This is a genomic window from Rhizobium sp. TRM96647 (assembly GCF_025780115.1).
Lineage (GTDB): Bacteria > Pseudomonadota > Alphaproteobacteria > Rhizobiales > Rhizobiaceae > Mycoplana.
Map to the genome: position 1 here is coordinate 247,215 of NZ_JAOXHF010000010.1, position 14,413 is coordinate 261,627.

Annotated in this window: 13 protein-coding genes; 6 read left to right on the forward strand and 7 right to left on the reverse strand. The window is 66.3% G+C overall.

Annotated features, from left to right (window positions below; translation table 11 throughout):
- Window positions 1–73: 73 nt before the first annotated feature.
- On the forward strand, window positions 74–1,666 hold the full coding sequence (locus tag OCK02_RS18270) for a trimethylamine methyltransferase family protein (RefSeq protein WP_263814262.1): 1,593 nt from the start codon (window positions 74–76) through the stop codon (window positions 1,664–1,666).
- A gap of 28 nt (window positions 1,667–1,694) precedes the next feature.
- Here the strand turns inward: OCK02_RS18270 and OCK02_RS18275 are convergent, their stop codons facing one another.
- Window positions 1,695–2,207: a c-type cytochrome gene (locus OCK02_RS18275; RefSeq protein ID WP_263814263.1), complete on the reverse strand. Its 513-nt coding sequence runs from the start codon at window positions 2,205–2,207 to the stop codon at window positions 1,695–1,697.
- A 233-nt stretch (window positions 2,208–2,440) separates the two neighbouring features.
- Window positions 2,441–2,887 carry a host attachment protein gene (locus OCK02_RS18280; RefSeq protein ID WP_263814264.1) on the reverse strand — a complete coding sequence of 149 codons (447 nt, stop codon included), beginning with the start codon at window positions 2,885–2,887 and terminating at the stop codon, window positions 2,441–2,443.
- A gap of 423 nt (window positions 2,888–3,310) precedes the next feature.
- Here OCK02_RS18280 and OCK02_RS18285 point away from each other — a divergent pair, with 423 nt between their 5' ends.
- Entirely contained in the window at window positions 3,311–4,825 is a 1,515-nt protein-coding gene (locus OCK02_RS18285) for a DEAD/DEAH box helicase (RefSeq protein ID WP_230808033.1), read from the forward strand.
- 75 nt (window positions 4,826–4,900) lie between these two features.
- Here the strand turns inward: OCK02_RS18285 and OCK02_RS18290 are convergent, their stop codons facing one another.
- Window positions 4,901–5,539, reverse strand: coding sequence for a LysE family translocator (locus tag OCK02_RS18290; protein WP_263814265.1), 639 nt, complete (start codon window positions 5,537–5,539; stop codon window positions 4,901–4,903).
- Window positions 5,540–5,687: 148 nt separating this feature from the next.
- The gene (locus OCK02_RS18295; protein ID WP_263814266.1) at window positions 5,688–6,578 is read right to left on the reverse strand and encodes a DMT family transporter; all 891 of its coding nucleotides are present in this window, start codon (window positions 6,576–6,578) and stop codon (window positions 5,688–5,690) included.
- 350 nt (window positions 6,579–6,928) lie between these two features.
- Here OCK02_RS18295 and OCK02_RS18300 point away from each other — a divergent pair, with 350 nt between their 5' ends.
- From OCK02_RS18300 to OCK02_RS18310, 3 genes are read left to right on the forward strand one after another with little or no spacing between them, the layout of a single operon-like run.
- Window positions 6,929–8,323, forward strand: a complete 1,395-nt coding sequence (locus OCK02_RS18300) for a circularly permuted type 2 ATP-grasp protein (RefSeq protein ID WP_263814285.1) — start codon at window positions 6,929–6,931, stop codon at window positions 8,321–8,323.
- A 5-nt stretch (window positions 8,324–8,328) separates the two neighbouring features.
- Window positions 8,329–9,270: an alpha-E domain-containing protein gene (locus OCK02_RS18305; RefSeq protein WP_263814267.1), complete on the forward strand. Its 942-nt coding sequence runs from the start codon at window positions 8,329–8,331 to the stop codon at window positions 9,268–9,270.
- A 25-nt stretch (window positions 9,271–9,295) separates the two neighbouring features.
- Complete coding sequence (locus tag OCK02_RS18310) at window positions 9,296–10,120, forward strand: transglutaminase family protein (RefSeq protein WP_263814268.1); 825 nt, start codon at window positions 9,296–9,298, stop codon at window positions 10,118–10,120.
- Between the two features lie 73 nt (window positions 10,121–10,193).
- Here the strand turns inward: OCK02_RS18310 and OCK02_RS18315 are convergent, their stop codons facing one another.
- Complete coding sequence (locus OCK02_RS18315) at window positions 10,194–11,090, reverse strand: LysR family transcriptional regulator (RefSeq protein WP_263814269.1); 897 nt, start codon at window positions 11,088–11,090, stop codon at window positions 10,194–10,196.
- Window positions 11,091–11,222: 132 nt separating this feature from the next.
- Here OCK02_RS18315 and OCK02_RS18320 point away from each other — a divergent pair, with 132 nt between their 5' ends.
- Complete coding sequence (locus OCK02_RS18320; protein ID WP_263814270.1) at window positions 11,223–12,200, forward strand: MBL fold metallo-hydrolase; 978 nt, start codon at window positions 11,223–11,225, stop codon at window positions 12,198–12,200.
- Window positions 12,201–12,410: 210 nt separating this feature from the next.
- Here the strand turns inward: OCK02_RS18320 and araD are convergent, their stop codons facing one another.
- On the reverse strand, window positions 12,411–14,150 hold the full coding sequence (gene araD, locus OCK02_RS18325) for an L-arabinonate dehydratase (protein ID WP_263814271.1): 1,740 nt from the start codon (window positions 14,148–14,150) through the stop codon (window positions 12,411–12,413).
- Window positions 14,151–14,215: 65 nt separating this feature from the next.
- Window positions 14,216–14,413: aldehyde dehydrogenase family protein (locus tag OCK02_RS18330; protein WP_263814272.1), on the reverse strand; the 198-nt coding region annotated here is incomplete at its 5' end.

Consider the following 14,413-nt stretch of genomic DNA (forward strand, 5'->3'; position numbering starts at 1 on the left):
CGCAAATCGCCAGTCCTCGGGCGCGATTCTATGGCAGGATCGCCTGCGAATTGAACGGCAATCGGGGCGGAACATGGGCGAAGTCGTGAACCTGGACTTGCACCACGGACTTCAGGCCGCGGAGGGCCCCGTCGAGCGTCGCCGGCGCTCCGGGGGGCGCGGGGCCGAGCGGCAGAGGACGGCGCCAACGGGATCGCGATATCTCAAACTCAGAAACACGATGGCCTCGTCGAGCGTGCTCTCGGACGACGCCGTGGAGGCCATCCACCAGGCCTCGCTGACGATCCTCGAAGAGATCGGCATGGACATCATCCTGCCCGAGGCGCGCGAGCGGATGAAGGCGGCGGGCGCCGACGTCACCCCCGGCACCGATCGCGTCCGCTTCGACCGCGGGCTGATCATGGACATGGTGGCGCAGGCGCCGTCAGGCTTCACGATGCACGCCCGCAATCCGGTGCGCAACGTCGAGATCGGCGGCGACAACCTCGTCTTCGCGCAGGTCGCATCCGCCCCCTTCGTCGCCGACCGTGAAGGCGGCCGGCGCACCGGCAATCACGAGGACTTCCGCAAGCTCGTCAAGCTCGCCCAGTCCTACGACGTGATCCACACCACCGGCGGCTATCCCGTCGAGCCCGTCGACCTGCATGCCTCGGTCCGCCACCTCGACTGCCTTTCCGACCTGGTGAAGCTCACCGACAAGGTGTTCCACGTCTATTCGCTCGGCCGCCAGCGCAACCTCGACGGCATCGAGATCGCCCGCATCGGCCGCGGCATCTCCATGGAGCAGATGGAGCGCGAACCCTCGCTCTTCACCATCATCAACACCTCCTCGCCGCTCAGGCTCGACGGCCCGATGCTGCAGGGCATCATCGAGATGTCGTCGCGCAACCAGGTCGTCGTCGTCACCCCGTTCACGCTCGCCGGCGCCATGGCGCCGGTCACGGTCGCAGGCGCGCTGACCCAGCAGAACGCCGAAGCGCTCGCCGGCATCGCCTTCACCCAGATGGTGCGCAAGGGCGCGCCGGTGATGTATGGCGGCTTCACCTCCAACGTCGACATGAAATCGGGCGCGCCCGCCTTCGGAACCCCCGAATACATGAAGGCCGTGATCGCCGGCGGCCAACTGGCGCGCCGCTACGGCATTCCCTACCGCACGTCCAACACCAGCGCCTCCAACACCTTCGACGCGCAGGCCGCCTACGAATCGGCGTTTTCGCTCTGGGCGCTGACGCAGGGCGGCGGCAATTTCATTATGCATTCCGCCGGCTGGAGCGAGGGTGGGCTCACCGCGTCGTTCGAGAAATTCATCCTCGACGTCGACATGCTGCAGATGGTGGCGGAGTTCCTCGCACCGCTGGACACCAGCCCCGATGCGCTGGGGCTCGATGCGGTGCGCGACGTCGGGCCGGGCGGCCACTTCTTCGGCACGCCGCATACGCTCGCCCGCTACGAGACCGCCTTCTACGCCCCGATCCTGTCGGACTGGCGCAATTTCGAGACCTGGTCGGAGGCCGGCCGGCCGACCACCTACGACCACGCCAACCGCGTGTTCAAGGAGAAGCTGAACACCTACGAGCGCCCCGCGATCGATCCGGCGGTAGAAGAGGAACTCGACGCCTTCGTGGCAAGGCGCAAGGAGGAAGGCGGCGTGCCGACGGACTTCTGAGCCGCGCCGCCTCGCGGCCGTTCGCCCTTCACTTGGGCGACGTGCCTTCCGGAAAGATGATCGTCAGCACCGGGAAGGTCGGCTTTTCACCCGGCCCCAGCGGACCCGGCACCTTGTTTTCAACCGGCTTCAGCGACTTGAGGAAGGCGGCGATCGCCGCCGCATCCTCCTTCGTCAGCTTGGCGAAGGCGTGCCAGGGCATGATCGGCGCCAGCATCCGCCCGTCCGGCCGCACGCCCGTCTGCAGGGCCGTGACGATCTGCGCCTCGCTCCAGTCGGCAAGGCCGGTCTTGTCCGGCGTCAGGTTCGGGCCGACAAAGGTCCCCTGCGGCATCTGGAAGCCGACATCGGAGCCGGAGAGATAGGTCTCGGGCGTCGTCTTGCCGAAGAAATATCCGGGCGAGTGACAGTCGTTGCAGCCGCCGAACTGGGCCAGATACTGTCCGCGCTCGACCGGCGCCTCCGCGCGGGCGATTTCAGCTGCGAAGACCGCGGGACAGCACAACAGCACGGTCGCGGCGAAGGCGCTTTGCGGTCGCATGGGATGATGCTCTCCAAGAAAGCGCGGACTATAGCAATCGGCTCCGGGGGCCGGCAATTCGTGCAATGGAGGTAGGTCTGCCGGCCGGCACAGCGGGCGGGACGACACGCGCCGCCCCGCCCTGAAGCCGTCCTTGAGTTTGTCAGGGAAAAGTGGAGACCGGTTTTCCCGAAAAGACAAACGATAACAAGGAATGCGAGAGTCTGACTGCTTCAGTATGAAGCTGACAGACTCTAGTCGAACATGATCGAGCGCACCGACGAGACGAGCTTGTCCGTCGGCAGGTTGGTGAAGTCCTTGTCGATCTCCGCCGTGGTCTTTTCACGGCATCTGGCGCCGAGCATGGCGCGCAGGTCGCCGAGCGTCTGCGGCGCGGCGCAGACGATCAGCCGGTCGAAGGCGCCGGCATCGGCATAGCCCTCCAGCTTCTGGGCCACTTCCGCGGTGAAGCGCTGCTGTTCGTCGCGCACGGGATCGGTCGTGTATTCCATCGCCGAGCGCCCCGGCCCGTGCGAGGAATAGCTGCGCCCCGGCCTGTCCGTCATGATGTCCTGCACTTTCTTCGGTTCGCTCTTGAAGACCTCCTGTTCGGGGCTGCGCCTGTCTTCCTTGAGGAAATTCACGCCCTTCAACAGGCGGGCCTGGTTTCCGTCGGCGGCGAGGATCCAAGTGGTCGTCATGCTTTTCACTCCTTTGGCGGTTGCCGGCGGCAGCACCTGATGCTGCGGCCTCGGGATGCCTCCGGCGGGTGCATCCTATGAGGGCAACGCGAGCCTTGGGTCGAGGTTCCTTGCGCGTCCGGAACGGCAGCCATGTTGCACCTGCGAAAACTCGCGCTTGACTTTCAGGTTGAAAAGCACGACATGGGGCCTGTGTAATCCTTCCGGCCGCCGCGTGAGCGAGCCCTGCACAGTCCCTGATTGGACTGCGGAAGAAGGAAGAGCGCAAGAGAAATTGTGCCGCCACCCGGCGGGAAACTGCGCCAGACGCCTCTATCAACCCACAAGTTCCCAATTCACGCGGGGTTCTTGACGCCAGACGGTACCGGATCGGCAATGGAGCCGCTCCGTGCGATGCGTTTGGCGCCCCGAAAGGCTATTGCTTTGACCACTTTTCATGACCTCGGTCTGTCGAAGAACGTTCTGTCTGCGCTGGAAGCGCTCGGCTTCGACAAGCCGACCCCGATCCAGGAGAAGGCGATCCCGCTGGTGCTTGCCGGCAACGATCTGATCGGCCTCGCCCAGACCGGCACCGGCAAGACCGCCGCCTTTGGCCTGCCGATGATCGAGCGGCTGCTCGCCGAAGGCCGCCGCCCCGACCCGAGGAACATCCGTGCCCTCGTGCTCGCCCCGACCCGCGAACTCGTCAACCAGATCGCCGACAACCTGCGCGACTTCGTCAAAAAGACGCCGCTGCGCGTCGTCACCGTCGTCGGCGGCGCCTCCATCAACAAGCAGCAGCAGATGCTGGAGCGCGGCACCGATATCCTCGTCGCCACCCCCGGCCGCCTGCTCGACCTCGTCTCCCGCAAGGCGGTGACGCTGACGCAGGGCCGCTACCTCGTCCTCGACGAGGCCGACCAGATGCTCGACCTCGGCTTCATCCACGACCTGCGCAAGATCGCAAAGCTCGTGCCGAAGAACCGCCAGACGCTGCTCTTCTCCGCGACCATGCCGAAGCTGATCGCCGAACTCGCCGGCGAATACCTGACCAACCCGCAGAAGGTCGAGGTGACCCCTCCGGGCAAGGCTGCCGACAAGGTCGAGCAGTATGTCCACTTCGTCCCCGGCAAGGACCACAAGACCCAGATCCTCCGCCAGACGCTGACGGACAATCCGGACGGCCTGTCGCTGATCTTCTCGCGCACCAAGCACGGCGCCGAGAAGCTGATGAAGCATCTCGACCACGTCGGCTTCAAGGCCGCCTCGATCCACGGCAACAAGAGCCAGGGCCAGCGCGAGCGCGCGCTGAAGGCCTTCCGTGACGGCGAGATCCGCGTTCTCGTGGCGACCGACGTCGCCGCCCGCGGCATCGACATCCCCGGCGTCACCCACGTCTACAACTACGATCTGCCGGAAGTCCCCGACGCCTATGTCCACCGCATCGGCCGCACCGCCCGCAACGGCCGCGACGGCATTGCGATCGCCTTCTGCGCACCGGACGACATCCGCCTGCTGCGCGACATCGAGAAGCTGATGGGCATTTCGATCGCCGTTGCCAGCGGCGAGCCGCCCGTCGACCTTCCCGGTCCCGGCGGCAAGTCGCGCAAGGGTCGCGGCGGCCAGCGTGGCGGTCAGGGCCGTCCCGCCCGTCCGCAGGGCCAGGGCGCCCGCGGCGGCCAGCAGCGCAGCGAGCATCGCGCGCAGGCCGGCGAACGCGGCGATGGCCAGATCGTCGACCGCGGCTTCTCCGACCGTCCGCAGAAGCGGCAGGACCGCCGTCCGGATGCTGCCGGCCACGACGGCACGGGACAGAACCGGCACGCACCGGGCCGCCCCGACCAGAAGCACGCCGATGGCCGCAACCGCAACCATGCCGGCGGCCGCCCCGGCCAGAACAGCGGCAACCGCAACGGCCAGTCGCGCCGCCAGAACGGCAAGCGCCGCGAACAGGCCTGAGTGCGGCACACGCTGCGAAGTGAACGGAATTGCGGCGGGCTTCGGCCCGCCGTTTTCATTTGGCGAGGCCCGCCTCTACGCCCCTGCCCGCCGATAGAGGGCCAGCGATCCGGCAAGCGCCAGCAGCGCGCCGCCGCAGATCCGGTCGAGCCAGACGGCGCCCGACCGGCGCAGCATCCGGACCGCCTGCGCACCCAAAAGCGCGTAGCCGAACATGACGATGAAATCGATGCCGGCAAAGACGATCGCAAGCACCAGGTATTGCTGGGCCTGCGCCGCCGCCGGATCGATGAACTGCGGCAGGAAGGCCGAGAAGAACAGATAGCCCTTCGGGTTCGTCACCGCGACGAGGAAGCTCTTGAGGAAGATCGACCGGGACGTCCCGGTGTCTGTTGTGCCGTCCACCGGCTGCAGCGCGGCGTCGAGCGTGCCCTTCGAACGAAGGAGCATGACGCCGAGGAAGGCGAGATAGCCGGCGCCGAGCCACTTGACGACCGAAAACCAGAATTCGGACGCGGCAAGCAGCGCCCCGAGGCCGAGCGCGACCGCACCGATCAGCACGAAGTCCGACAGCACCGCACCGACCATGCCGAGGCAGGCACGCTGCACCCCGAAGCGCGATCCGTTCGAAAGCGCGAGCAGCACCGTTGGTCCCGGTGTCGTGATCCCGATGAAGGCAACGAGTGCAAACGCAAATACGGTCGTTCCAACCATGTCGGCTCCCCCGTCCGGATAGGCTCCACCCCCACCGCCGGCCGGACACCGGCGATCGTCCGGATGCGGCATCCGGCCGCCGCAGAGTACCTAATTTCGCCGCGACTGCAATTGCCGGTGGCGGCCCACCTGACCTGCCATCGCCGTCCTATTCCGCCGACACCGTCTGCCGGTCCTTGCGGTTGGCGAGATAGACGCCGGCGACGACGACGAGGGTGCCGAGGATCATCGGCAGCGTCAGTTCCTCGCCGAAGATGACGGCGGCCTGGACGGCGGCGAGCGGCGGCACCAGGTAGATCAGCGAGGCGGCGCGCGACACCTGGCCGCGACGCAGAAGATAGAGCAGCAGCAGGATCGCCCCCATCGAGATGCCGACCACCGACCAGAGCAAAAGCGCCACGAAGCCGAAGGACAGCTCCACGCGGAACGGCTCCAGCGCCAGCGCGAATGGCAGCGTGACGGCAGCCGCACCGACATATTGCAGCGTTGCGATCGCCCTGAGGTCGCCGGTCTGCAGGTGCTGCTTCTGGTAGATCGTGCCGTAGGTCACCGAGATCATGCCGACCACGTTCATGACCACCGGGAACACCGGGATCTCCGAATGTCCCGTGCCGAGAAGCTTCGGCAGGACGGCGATTGCGACGCCGGCAAAGCCGAGACAGATGCCGCCCTTCTGCAGCGGCGACAGCCTCTCGCCGATGAAATAAGGCGCCGCCAGCGCCGTCATCAGCGGCTGCAATGCGGCGATGATGCCCGAAAGCGCGGCCGGCACGCCGTGCGCGATCGCCCACCAGACCGTCCCGAGATAGAAGCCGTGCAGGAAGGCGCCCGAGATCACCGCGTGCATGACCGTCGACTGTCCCCTCGGCCACCGCACGCCGGCCAGCCAGCAGACCGCGGCGAAGAGGAGGGCGGCGGTGACATAGCGCACGACGAGGAAGGTCAGCGGATCGGAATAGATGCCGCCATATTTTGCCGCCACCCAGCCGGAGGACCAGAGCAGCACGAAGAGGGCCGGAGCAATGCGGTCGAGGGTCATTCGCGTGTCATGGGGCTGCGGGCTGCCTTGCGGGATCGAAGGCGCCAGCGATAGGGCGACGCCGCCTGATGGTCAAAGCAATATTCTTGATCGTTAGGTTCAGCCGCGTTGCGCCGGCGGCATTTGCATTTTTATTGGGCAATTCAGGCCACTGCCGCCGGCAACGGAGGCGTCAGTGCAGGAAGAAGGCGTAACGGCAGGCTGCCCCCGCGGAACCGAAAGCATGCAATTGCCGCTTGTTTGCGCCCGCCAGATTTTTGCATGCCGATTGTGCACGGTTCTTGCATTGCACATGACGTTGTACTCAAATGGCGAGAAAATTGGGGAACACGCCGTTGGCATTTGACGAAATGATGAATGCGGACATGAGCCCGCGCCGTCCATACAAAGACTACCACGAATGGTATTCCAGTCAGGATCGGGCCCGCCTGATCGCCAAGTCCCGGGACGCCGAGAACATCTTCCGCAAGACCGGCATCACCTTCGCCGTCTACGGCCACGCGGATAGCTCCGAAAAGCTCATCCCCTTCGATCTCATCCCCCGCATCATTTCCGGCCGCGAGTGGCGCAAGCTGGCCCAGGGCATCGAGCAGCGGGTGATCGCGCTCAACGCCTTCCTCGACGACATCTACCACAAGCAGGAGATCATCCGCGCCGGTCGCCTCCCGCGCCAGCTGATCGAGAAGAACGAGGCTTTCCTGCCGCAGATGATCGGCTTCAAGCCGCCGGGCGGCGTCTATACCCATATCGTCGGCACCGACATCGTGCGCACCGGCGAAGACCAGTTCTACGTGCTGGAGGACAATGCGCGCACGCCGTCAGGTGTCAGCTACATGCTGGAAAACCGCGAAACCATGATGCAGATGTTTCCGGAACTGTTCCACCAGAACAAGGTCCGCCCGGTCCAGAACTACCCGAACCTGCTGCGCCAGAGCCTCGCCTCGCTGGCCCCGCCCGGCTGCAGCGGCCGGCCGCGCGTCGCGGTCCTCACGCCCGGAATCTACAATTCCGCCTATTACGAGCATGCCTTCCTGGCGGACCAGATGGGCGTGGAACTGGTGGAAGGTTCCGACCTGCGCGTCATCGACGGCAAGGTGAAGATGCGCACCACCCGCGGCTACGAGGCGATCGACGTGCTCTACCGCCGCGTCGACGACGACTTCCTCGATCCCCTCACCTTCCGCCCCGAATCCGCGCTGGGCATTCCCGGCATCATGGACGTCTACCGCGCCGGCAACATCACCATCGCCAACGCGCCCGGCACCGGCATCTGCGACGACAAGGCGATCTATTCCTACATGCCGGAGATCGTCGAGTTCTACACCGGCCGCAAGGCAATCCTGGAGAACGTGCCGACCTGGCGCTGTTCGGAGCCCGACAGCCTGCAATACGTGCTGGAGCACCTGGAAGAACTGGTGGTGAAGGAGGTGCACGGATCCGGCGGCTACGGCATGCTGGTCGGCCCGACGGCGACGAAGCGGGAGCGCGCGCTGTTCGCCGACAAGCTGAAGAGCAGGCCGGGCAGCTACATCGCCCAGCCGACGCTGTCGCTCTCCACCGTGCCCATCCTGGTCAACAAGGGCGTGGCGCCACGCCACGTCGACCTTCGCCCCTACGTGCTCGTGTCCGACAAGGTGCAGATCATTCCCGGCGGCCTGACGCGCGTGGCGCTCAAGGCCGGATCGCTCGTGGTCAATTCGAGCCAGGGCGGCGGCACCAAGGACACCTGGGTTCTGGAGGACTGAGCGCCATGCTGGGCAGAACCGCAAACGGACTTTACTGGATGTTCCGCTACATCGAGCGGGCGGAAAACACCGCCCGCCTGATCGATGCCGGCCTGCGCATGTCGCTCACCCGCAGCGACAGCCGCGACGACGACTGGGACGGCGTCCTGCAGAGCGCCGGCGTGCGCGAGGACTACGACAAGACCCACACCGCACTTTCGAGCATGGATGCGGTCGACTACCTGCTGCGCGACAAGAACAATGCCTCCAGCGTGATGTCCTGCATCGAGGCCGCCCGCAACAATGCCCGCATGGTGCGCACGGCGCTGACGCGGGAGACCTGGGAAGCGGTCAACGAATGCTGGATCGAGCTCAGGCACGTGCTCGCCCGCAAGGCGCGCTCCACCGACCTGCCGGAGATCATCGAGACGATCAAGCGGCGGGCCGGCCTGATCCGCGGCGCCTTCCACGGCACCATGCTGCGCGACGACATCTACAACTTCGCCCGCATCGGCACCTTCATCGAGCGCGCCGACAACACCGCACGCATCCTCGACGTGAAGTACTATGTGCTGCTTCCGGCGATCTCGCAGGTCGGCTCGTCGCTGGACAACATGCAGTGGGAATCGATCCTGCGGTCGGTCTCCGCCCACCGCTCCTACGGCTGGGTCTACGACGGCGAGTACACGCCGTCCAACATCGCCCATTTCCTCATCCTGAACGCGCGCATGCCGCGTTCGCTCGCCTTCAGCTACGAGAAGATCGTCAGCAACCTCTGCTTCCTCGGCCAGACCTACGGCGAGACCCACGCCGCCCACGAGACCGCGTCGACGACGCTGACGCTTCTGCAGAACCGGACGATGGAAGACGTCATGGACCAGGGGCTGCACGAGTTCATCGAGGAATTCATCGTCCAGAACAACAGGCTGGGGCAGGAGATCGCCGACGGCTACCGCTTCTATCAGTAGCGTTTGCGCAGCAGGGGACTTGAAGATGCGGCTGAAGATCAACCATACCTCCGTCTATACCTATGACGAGCCGGTACAGTACTCGCTGCAACGCCTGCGGCTGACCCCGAAAACCCAGCCCGGGCAGACCGTCCGCGACTGGCGGACGACCGTGCACGGCGCGCATGTGGAGGTGGGCTACGCCGACCATTTCGGCAATCACGTCGATCTCGTCAGCACGAATGCGGACCAGACGACGATCCGCATCGTCGCCGAGGGCGAGGTCGACACGGAAGACCGCGCCGGCGTCTTCGGCGCCCATCAGGGCTTCGTTCCGCTCTGGCTCTACCTGCGCGAGACGGCGCTGACCAAGCCCGGCCGGCTCGTGCGCGAACTCGCCCGCGCCACCGACGGCGAAAACGAGCTCGCCCGCATGCATGCGATGATGGGGCTGATCCACAAGGCGATCGACTACAAGGCCGGCGAGACCGCCGCCGATACCACCGCCGAGCGCGCGCTGGAGAAGGGATCCGGCGTCTGCCAGGACCACGCCCACGTGATGATCGCAGCCGCCCGCGTGCTCGGCCTGCCGGCCCGCTACGTCTCCGGCTACCTGCTGATGGACGACCAGACGGACCAGACCGCCAGCCATGCCTGGGCCGACGTCCACATCCAGGGCCTCGGATGGATCGGCTTCGATGCCGCCAACGACATCTGCCCCGACGACCGCTACGTGCGGCTGGCGACAGGCCTCTGCTACAGCGACGCCGCCCCCGTCTCGGGCCTTGTGCTCGGACGGGCCGCGGAGACGATGAGCGTCGCGATCAGGGTCGAGGCGACGGGGCAGGGCCAGTCGCAGAGCCAGAGCTGAGCCGGGCCCGTCATCGCATGATGGCCCTGATGCGAAGCCGTCTACCGCGCAGCATGTATGGCGTGGATGCTAGCTAATGCGCCATCTGCGCGCGGAGGCGGGGCGCGATCCAGTCGAGGAAGCACCGCACCCGCAGCGGCAGGGGATCGGCTGGTCCGTGGACGACGGTCACCGGCAGCGGCTCCGGTGCGAACTCGGCCAGCACTTCTTGCAGTGCGCCGGAGCGCAACTGATCGGAGATCTGGTAGGACAGCACGCGGATAATGCCGATACCGGCCATTGCGGCCTGAATGGCGGCCTCCGTCGTGTTGACCGCGAGCCTGGAGCGCGGCTCGACAGCAAAGGCCGCGCCGTCCCGGCGGTAGCGCCATTCCGGGGCGGTTGCGAAGCCCTGGAAGCTGATGCCGTCATGCTGCGCGAGGCCTTCCGGCTGAAGCGGCACGCCTCGACGGGCGAGATAGTCCGGGCTCGCACAGATTACCCGGCGGACGGCGCCCACGCGCGTTGCGATCAGCGCGCTGTCCGCCAGATGCCCGATCCGCACGGCCACATCGACGTGCTCATCCGCCAGACTGAGCTGCCGGTCGGCCAGGGTCAGGCGCAGGTCGATATCCGGGTGCTCCTTCAGAAACTCGAGCGCGATCGGCAGCAGATGGCGCTCGCCGAAGGCAATCGGCGCGGTCACGTGCAGTCCTCCGCGCAGCGCGCCGTGATCGCCGCTGGCCTGCCGCTCCGCCGCGTCCAGTTCCTCCAGAATGCGACGTGACGCGGCGACGAAGGCGCGGCCCTCCTCCGTCACGGCGAGGCCGCGGCGGGTGCGCACGACCAGACGCACACCAAGGTGCTTTTCGAGCTCGGCGACCTTGCGGCTGACGGTCGCGAGCGGTGCATGCAGACGCCGCGCCGCAGCCGAGAGGCTGCCTGCCTCGACCACCGCGAGCAGCACCGACATTGCCTCGAACCGGTCCATCTGATCCTTCCGGAATTTGAGAGGAAAGCTCCCTGGATTGCAGGGTACCCCACCGGTTGTGGATATCATAGCGTTCACGTCGTCTCGGGGACGCCGCTGCCCCCTATGTCCAACGATCCGGAGGAACGTGTCATGCCTCAACTTCGACGTCGCGCCTTTGTCAGCGCCCTTCCTCTGGGCCTCCTCGGGGGAGGCCTGATCGGCGGCACGCCTGCGCCCGCCCTTGCCGCGGCCCAGGCGGCCGCCAACACGCCGGTCAGCGTGACGCCGCTGGCGCAGATCCGCATCGGCCGCTTCACGGTGACGGCCCTGACCGACGGGTATGCCGATATGCCCTACGACTATTTTCCGGGACGCACCGCCGCCGAGGTCGAGCAGGCGGCAACCGCGCAGTTCACCGCCCGGAAAAGCGGCGTGCGGTTCCTCTTCAACCAGTATCTCGTCGAGGACGGCGAGCGCCGCATCCTGATCGACGCCGGCCCGGCAGGCTCGATCGGCGAGACGGGCGCACTGCCGCAGGCACTCTCCGCGCTCGGCCTGCAGCCCGACCAGATCGATGCGGTAATCGTGACGCACATGCATCAGGACCACATGGGCGGCCTGATCCTCGGGGGCAAGAACAACTACCCCAACGCGGAACTCTACGTCGATCGTCGCGACGTCACCCACTGGACCGACCCGGCCAAGCGCAGCGGCGCGCCCGATTATCTGCAGACCAGCTTCCAGATGGCCGGCGACGTCGTCCGCCTCTACCCGAAACTCCAGGCGATCGACGGCGAGCGGGAGATCGTGCCGGGCGTCTCCATCGTCGACCTCACCGGCCATACCCCCGGCCATATCGGCGTGCGGATCGAAGATGGCGGGCAGAGCCTCATCATGGTGTCGGACATGATCTTCCCGGTCGTGCATCCCGGGGCGACCGATGTGTTCTTCCTGTTCGAGCAGGACCCGGAAGCGGCAAAAGCCATGCGCGACCGCTTTTTCCCTCTGGCCGCCTCGGAAGGCGCACTCATCGCGGCCACGCACATGCCCTTCCCGGGGCTCGGCCGTGTCGTCTCCGACCGCGGGCAGATGCGCTGGCAAGTCGCGGACTGGGCCCTGCAGAGCTGAGGTCCGCTGCGGCCACGGCAACGGTATCGGGCAGAGCCGGCGCCTCGGTCCGTCGGAAACGGCTCATCCCGGCGCGCCACGGTTACCATCCCGGCGACATTGCGCGGAGATCGGAAGGCGGTGTCCAACGGTCAACGGGCGATAAAAAAAGAGGCGGGACCATGCCCCGCCTCTTCACCTATTTACCGTTTCGGCTCCTGAGCAAAGGCCTCAATGGCTGTCCTTGCCGACCGCGCTTCCGCGACATCCCTTGAGGAAGTCGAGGTCGGCGCCGGTGTCGGCGCCCTGGACATGCTGCTGGTGCAGCCAGGCATAGCCGGACGTCGGCAGTTCGTGGTTCGGCTTCCATTCGGAAAGCCGCCGCGCCAATTCTTCGTCGGAAATGTCGAGATGCAGGCGCCGGTTCGGCACGTCCAGCTCGATCATGTCGCCGTTCTTCACCACCGCAAGCGGCCCGCCGACGGCGGCTTCCGGCGAGGTGTGCAGGACGACGGTGCCGTAGGCGGTGCCGGACATGCGGGCATCGGAGATGCGCACCATGTCGGTGATGCCCTTCTTGAGCACCTTCGGCGGAAGCCCCATGTTGCCGACCTCGGCCATGCCGGGATAGCCCTTCGGCCCGCAGTTCTTCATGACCATGACGCAGGTCTCGTCGATGTCGAGAGCGTCGTCGTTGATCTTGGCCTTGTAGTCGTCGATGTCCTCGAACACGACCGCCCTGCCCCGGTGGACGAGCAGATGCTCGGAGGCGGCCGACGGCTTCAGCACCGCGCCCTTCGGCGCGAGATTGCCGCGCACGACGACGATGCCGCCCGACTGCGTCAGCGCCTTTTCGGCCGGCAGGATCACGTCCTCGTTCCAGTTGACGACGTCCTTGACCTCGTCCCACATGACTTCGCCGGACACCGTCAGCGCATCCTTGTGCAGAAGGCCGGCCTCGCCGAGCCGCTTCAGCACCACCGGCAGGCCGCCGGCGTAGAAGAACTCTTCCATCAGGTACTTGCCGGACGGCATCAGGTTGACGATGGTCGGCACGTCGCGGCCGCAGCGGTCCCAGTCGTCCAGCGTCAGGTCGATGCCGACGCGGCCGGCGATCGCGAGAAGGTGGATGACGGCATTGGTCGAGCCGCCGATCGCCGCATTGGTGCGGATGGCGTTCTCGAAGGCCTGCTTCGTCAGGACGTCGGAGGGCTTGAGGTCGTCCTTGACCATCTGGACGATCCGCCGGCCGGTCATCTGCGCCATCACCTTGCGGCGGGAATCGACCGCGGGGATCGCGGCGTTGCCGGACAGCGCCATGCCGAGCGCCTCGGCCATGGAGGCCATGGTGGAGGCGGTGCCCATCGTGTTGCAGGTGCCCGTCGAGCGGCTCATCGAGGCCTCGGCCTCGAGGAACTCGGCCTGGGTCATCTCACCGGCCTTCACCATCTCGGAGAACTTCCACAGATGCGTGCCCGAGCCGACGCGCTCACCGCGGAAATAGCCGTTCAGCATCGGCCCGCCGGTGACGACGATCGAGGGCAGGTCGACGGAGGCGGCACCCATCAGGAGCGACGGCGTGGTCTTGTCGCAGCCGACCATCAGCACGCAGCCGTCCATCGGCTGGCCGCGGATCGCTTCCTCGACCGCGAGGGCTGCGAGGTTGCGGTACATCATCGCCGTCGGGCGGAAGGTGTTTTCGGAAGCCGAGAACACCGGCACCTCGACCGGGAAGCCGCCGGCCTCCCAGACGCCCGCCTTCACCTTCTCGGCGAGTTCGCGCAGATGGCCGTTGCAGGGCGTCAGATCCGACCAGGTATTGAGGATGCCGATCACCGGACGCCCGTCGAACAGGTCGTGCGGATATCCCTGGTTCTTCATCCAGCCGCGGTGATAGATCACGTCGCGGCTCGTGCCGCCGTACCACTCCTGCGACCTCAGCCTGCGCGGCCATTCCGCTTTCTTCTTCATCTGTCGTAGTCCTTGAGAGAGCCGCCCCGGCGCCAGTGCCGGGGCAATGTGTCAGGCCGGCGCGGTCACGCCAGCGTATAGGCGGTCTTGACTGTGGTGTAGAACTCGTTGGCGTACTTGCCCTGTTCGCGCGGGCCGTAGGAGGAACCCTTGCGGCCGCCGAAGGGGACGTGGAAGTCGACGCCCGCCGTCGGCAGGTTGACCATCACCATGCCGGCCTCGGCATTGCGCTTGAAGTGCGTCGCATGCTTCAGGCTCGTCGT

Coding starts and splice junctions, on each gene's coding strand:
- OCK02_RS18320 (WP_263814270.1), top strand. CDS start 11,223: ATGCCTCAACTTCGACGTCGCGCCTTTGTCAGCGCCCTTCCTCTGGGC.
- OCK02_RS18275 (WP_263814263.1), bottom strand. CDS start 2,207: ATGCGACCGCAAAGCGCCTTCGCCGCGACCGTGCTGTTGTGCTGTCCC.
- OCK02_RS18305 (WP_263814267.1), top strand. CDS start 8,329: ATGCTGGGCAGAACCGCAAACGGACTTTACTGGATGTTCCGCTACATC.
- OCK02_RS18295 (WP_263814266.1), bottom strand. CDS start 6,578: ATGACCCTCGACCGCATTGCTCCGGCCCTCTTCGTGCTGCTCTGGTCC.
- OCK02_RS18280 (WP_263814264.1), bottom strand. CDS start 2,887: ATGACGACCACTTGGATCCTCGCCGCCGACGGAAACCAGGCCCGCCTG.
- OCK02_RS18270 (WP_263814262.1), top strand. CDS start 74: ATGGGCGAAGTCGTGAACCTGGACTTGCACCACGGACTTCAGGCCGCG.
- OCK02_RS18290 (WP_263814265.1), bottom strand. CDS start 5,539: ATGGTTGGAACGACCGTATTTGCGTTTGCACTCGTTGCCTTCATCGGG.
- OCK02_RS18300 (WP_263814285.1), top strand. CDS start 6,929: ATGATGAATGCGGACATGAGCCCGCGCCGTCCATACAAAGACTACCAC.
- OCK02_RS18310 (WP_263814268.1), top strand. CDS start 9,296: ATGCGGCTGAAGATCAACCATACCTCCGTCTATACCTATGACGAGCCG.
- araD (WP_263814271.1), bottom strand. CDS start 14,150: ATGAAGAAGAAAGCGGAATGGCCGCGCAGGCTGAGGTCGCAGGAGTGG.
- OCK02_RS18315 (WP_263814269.1), bottom strand. CDS start 11,090: ATGGACCGGTTCGAGGCAATGTCGGTGCTGCTCGCGGTGGTCGAGGCA.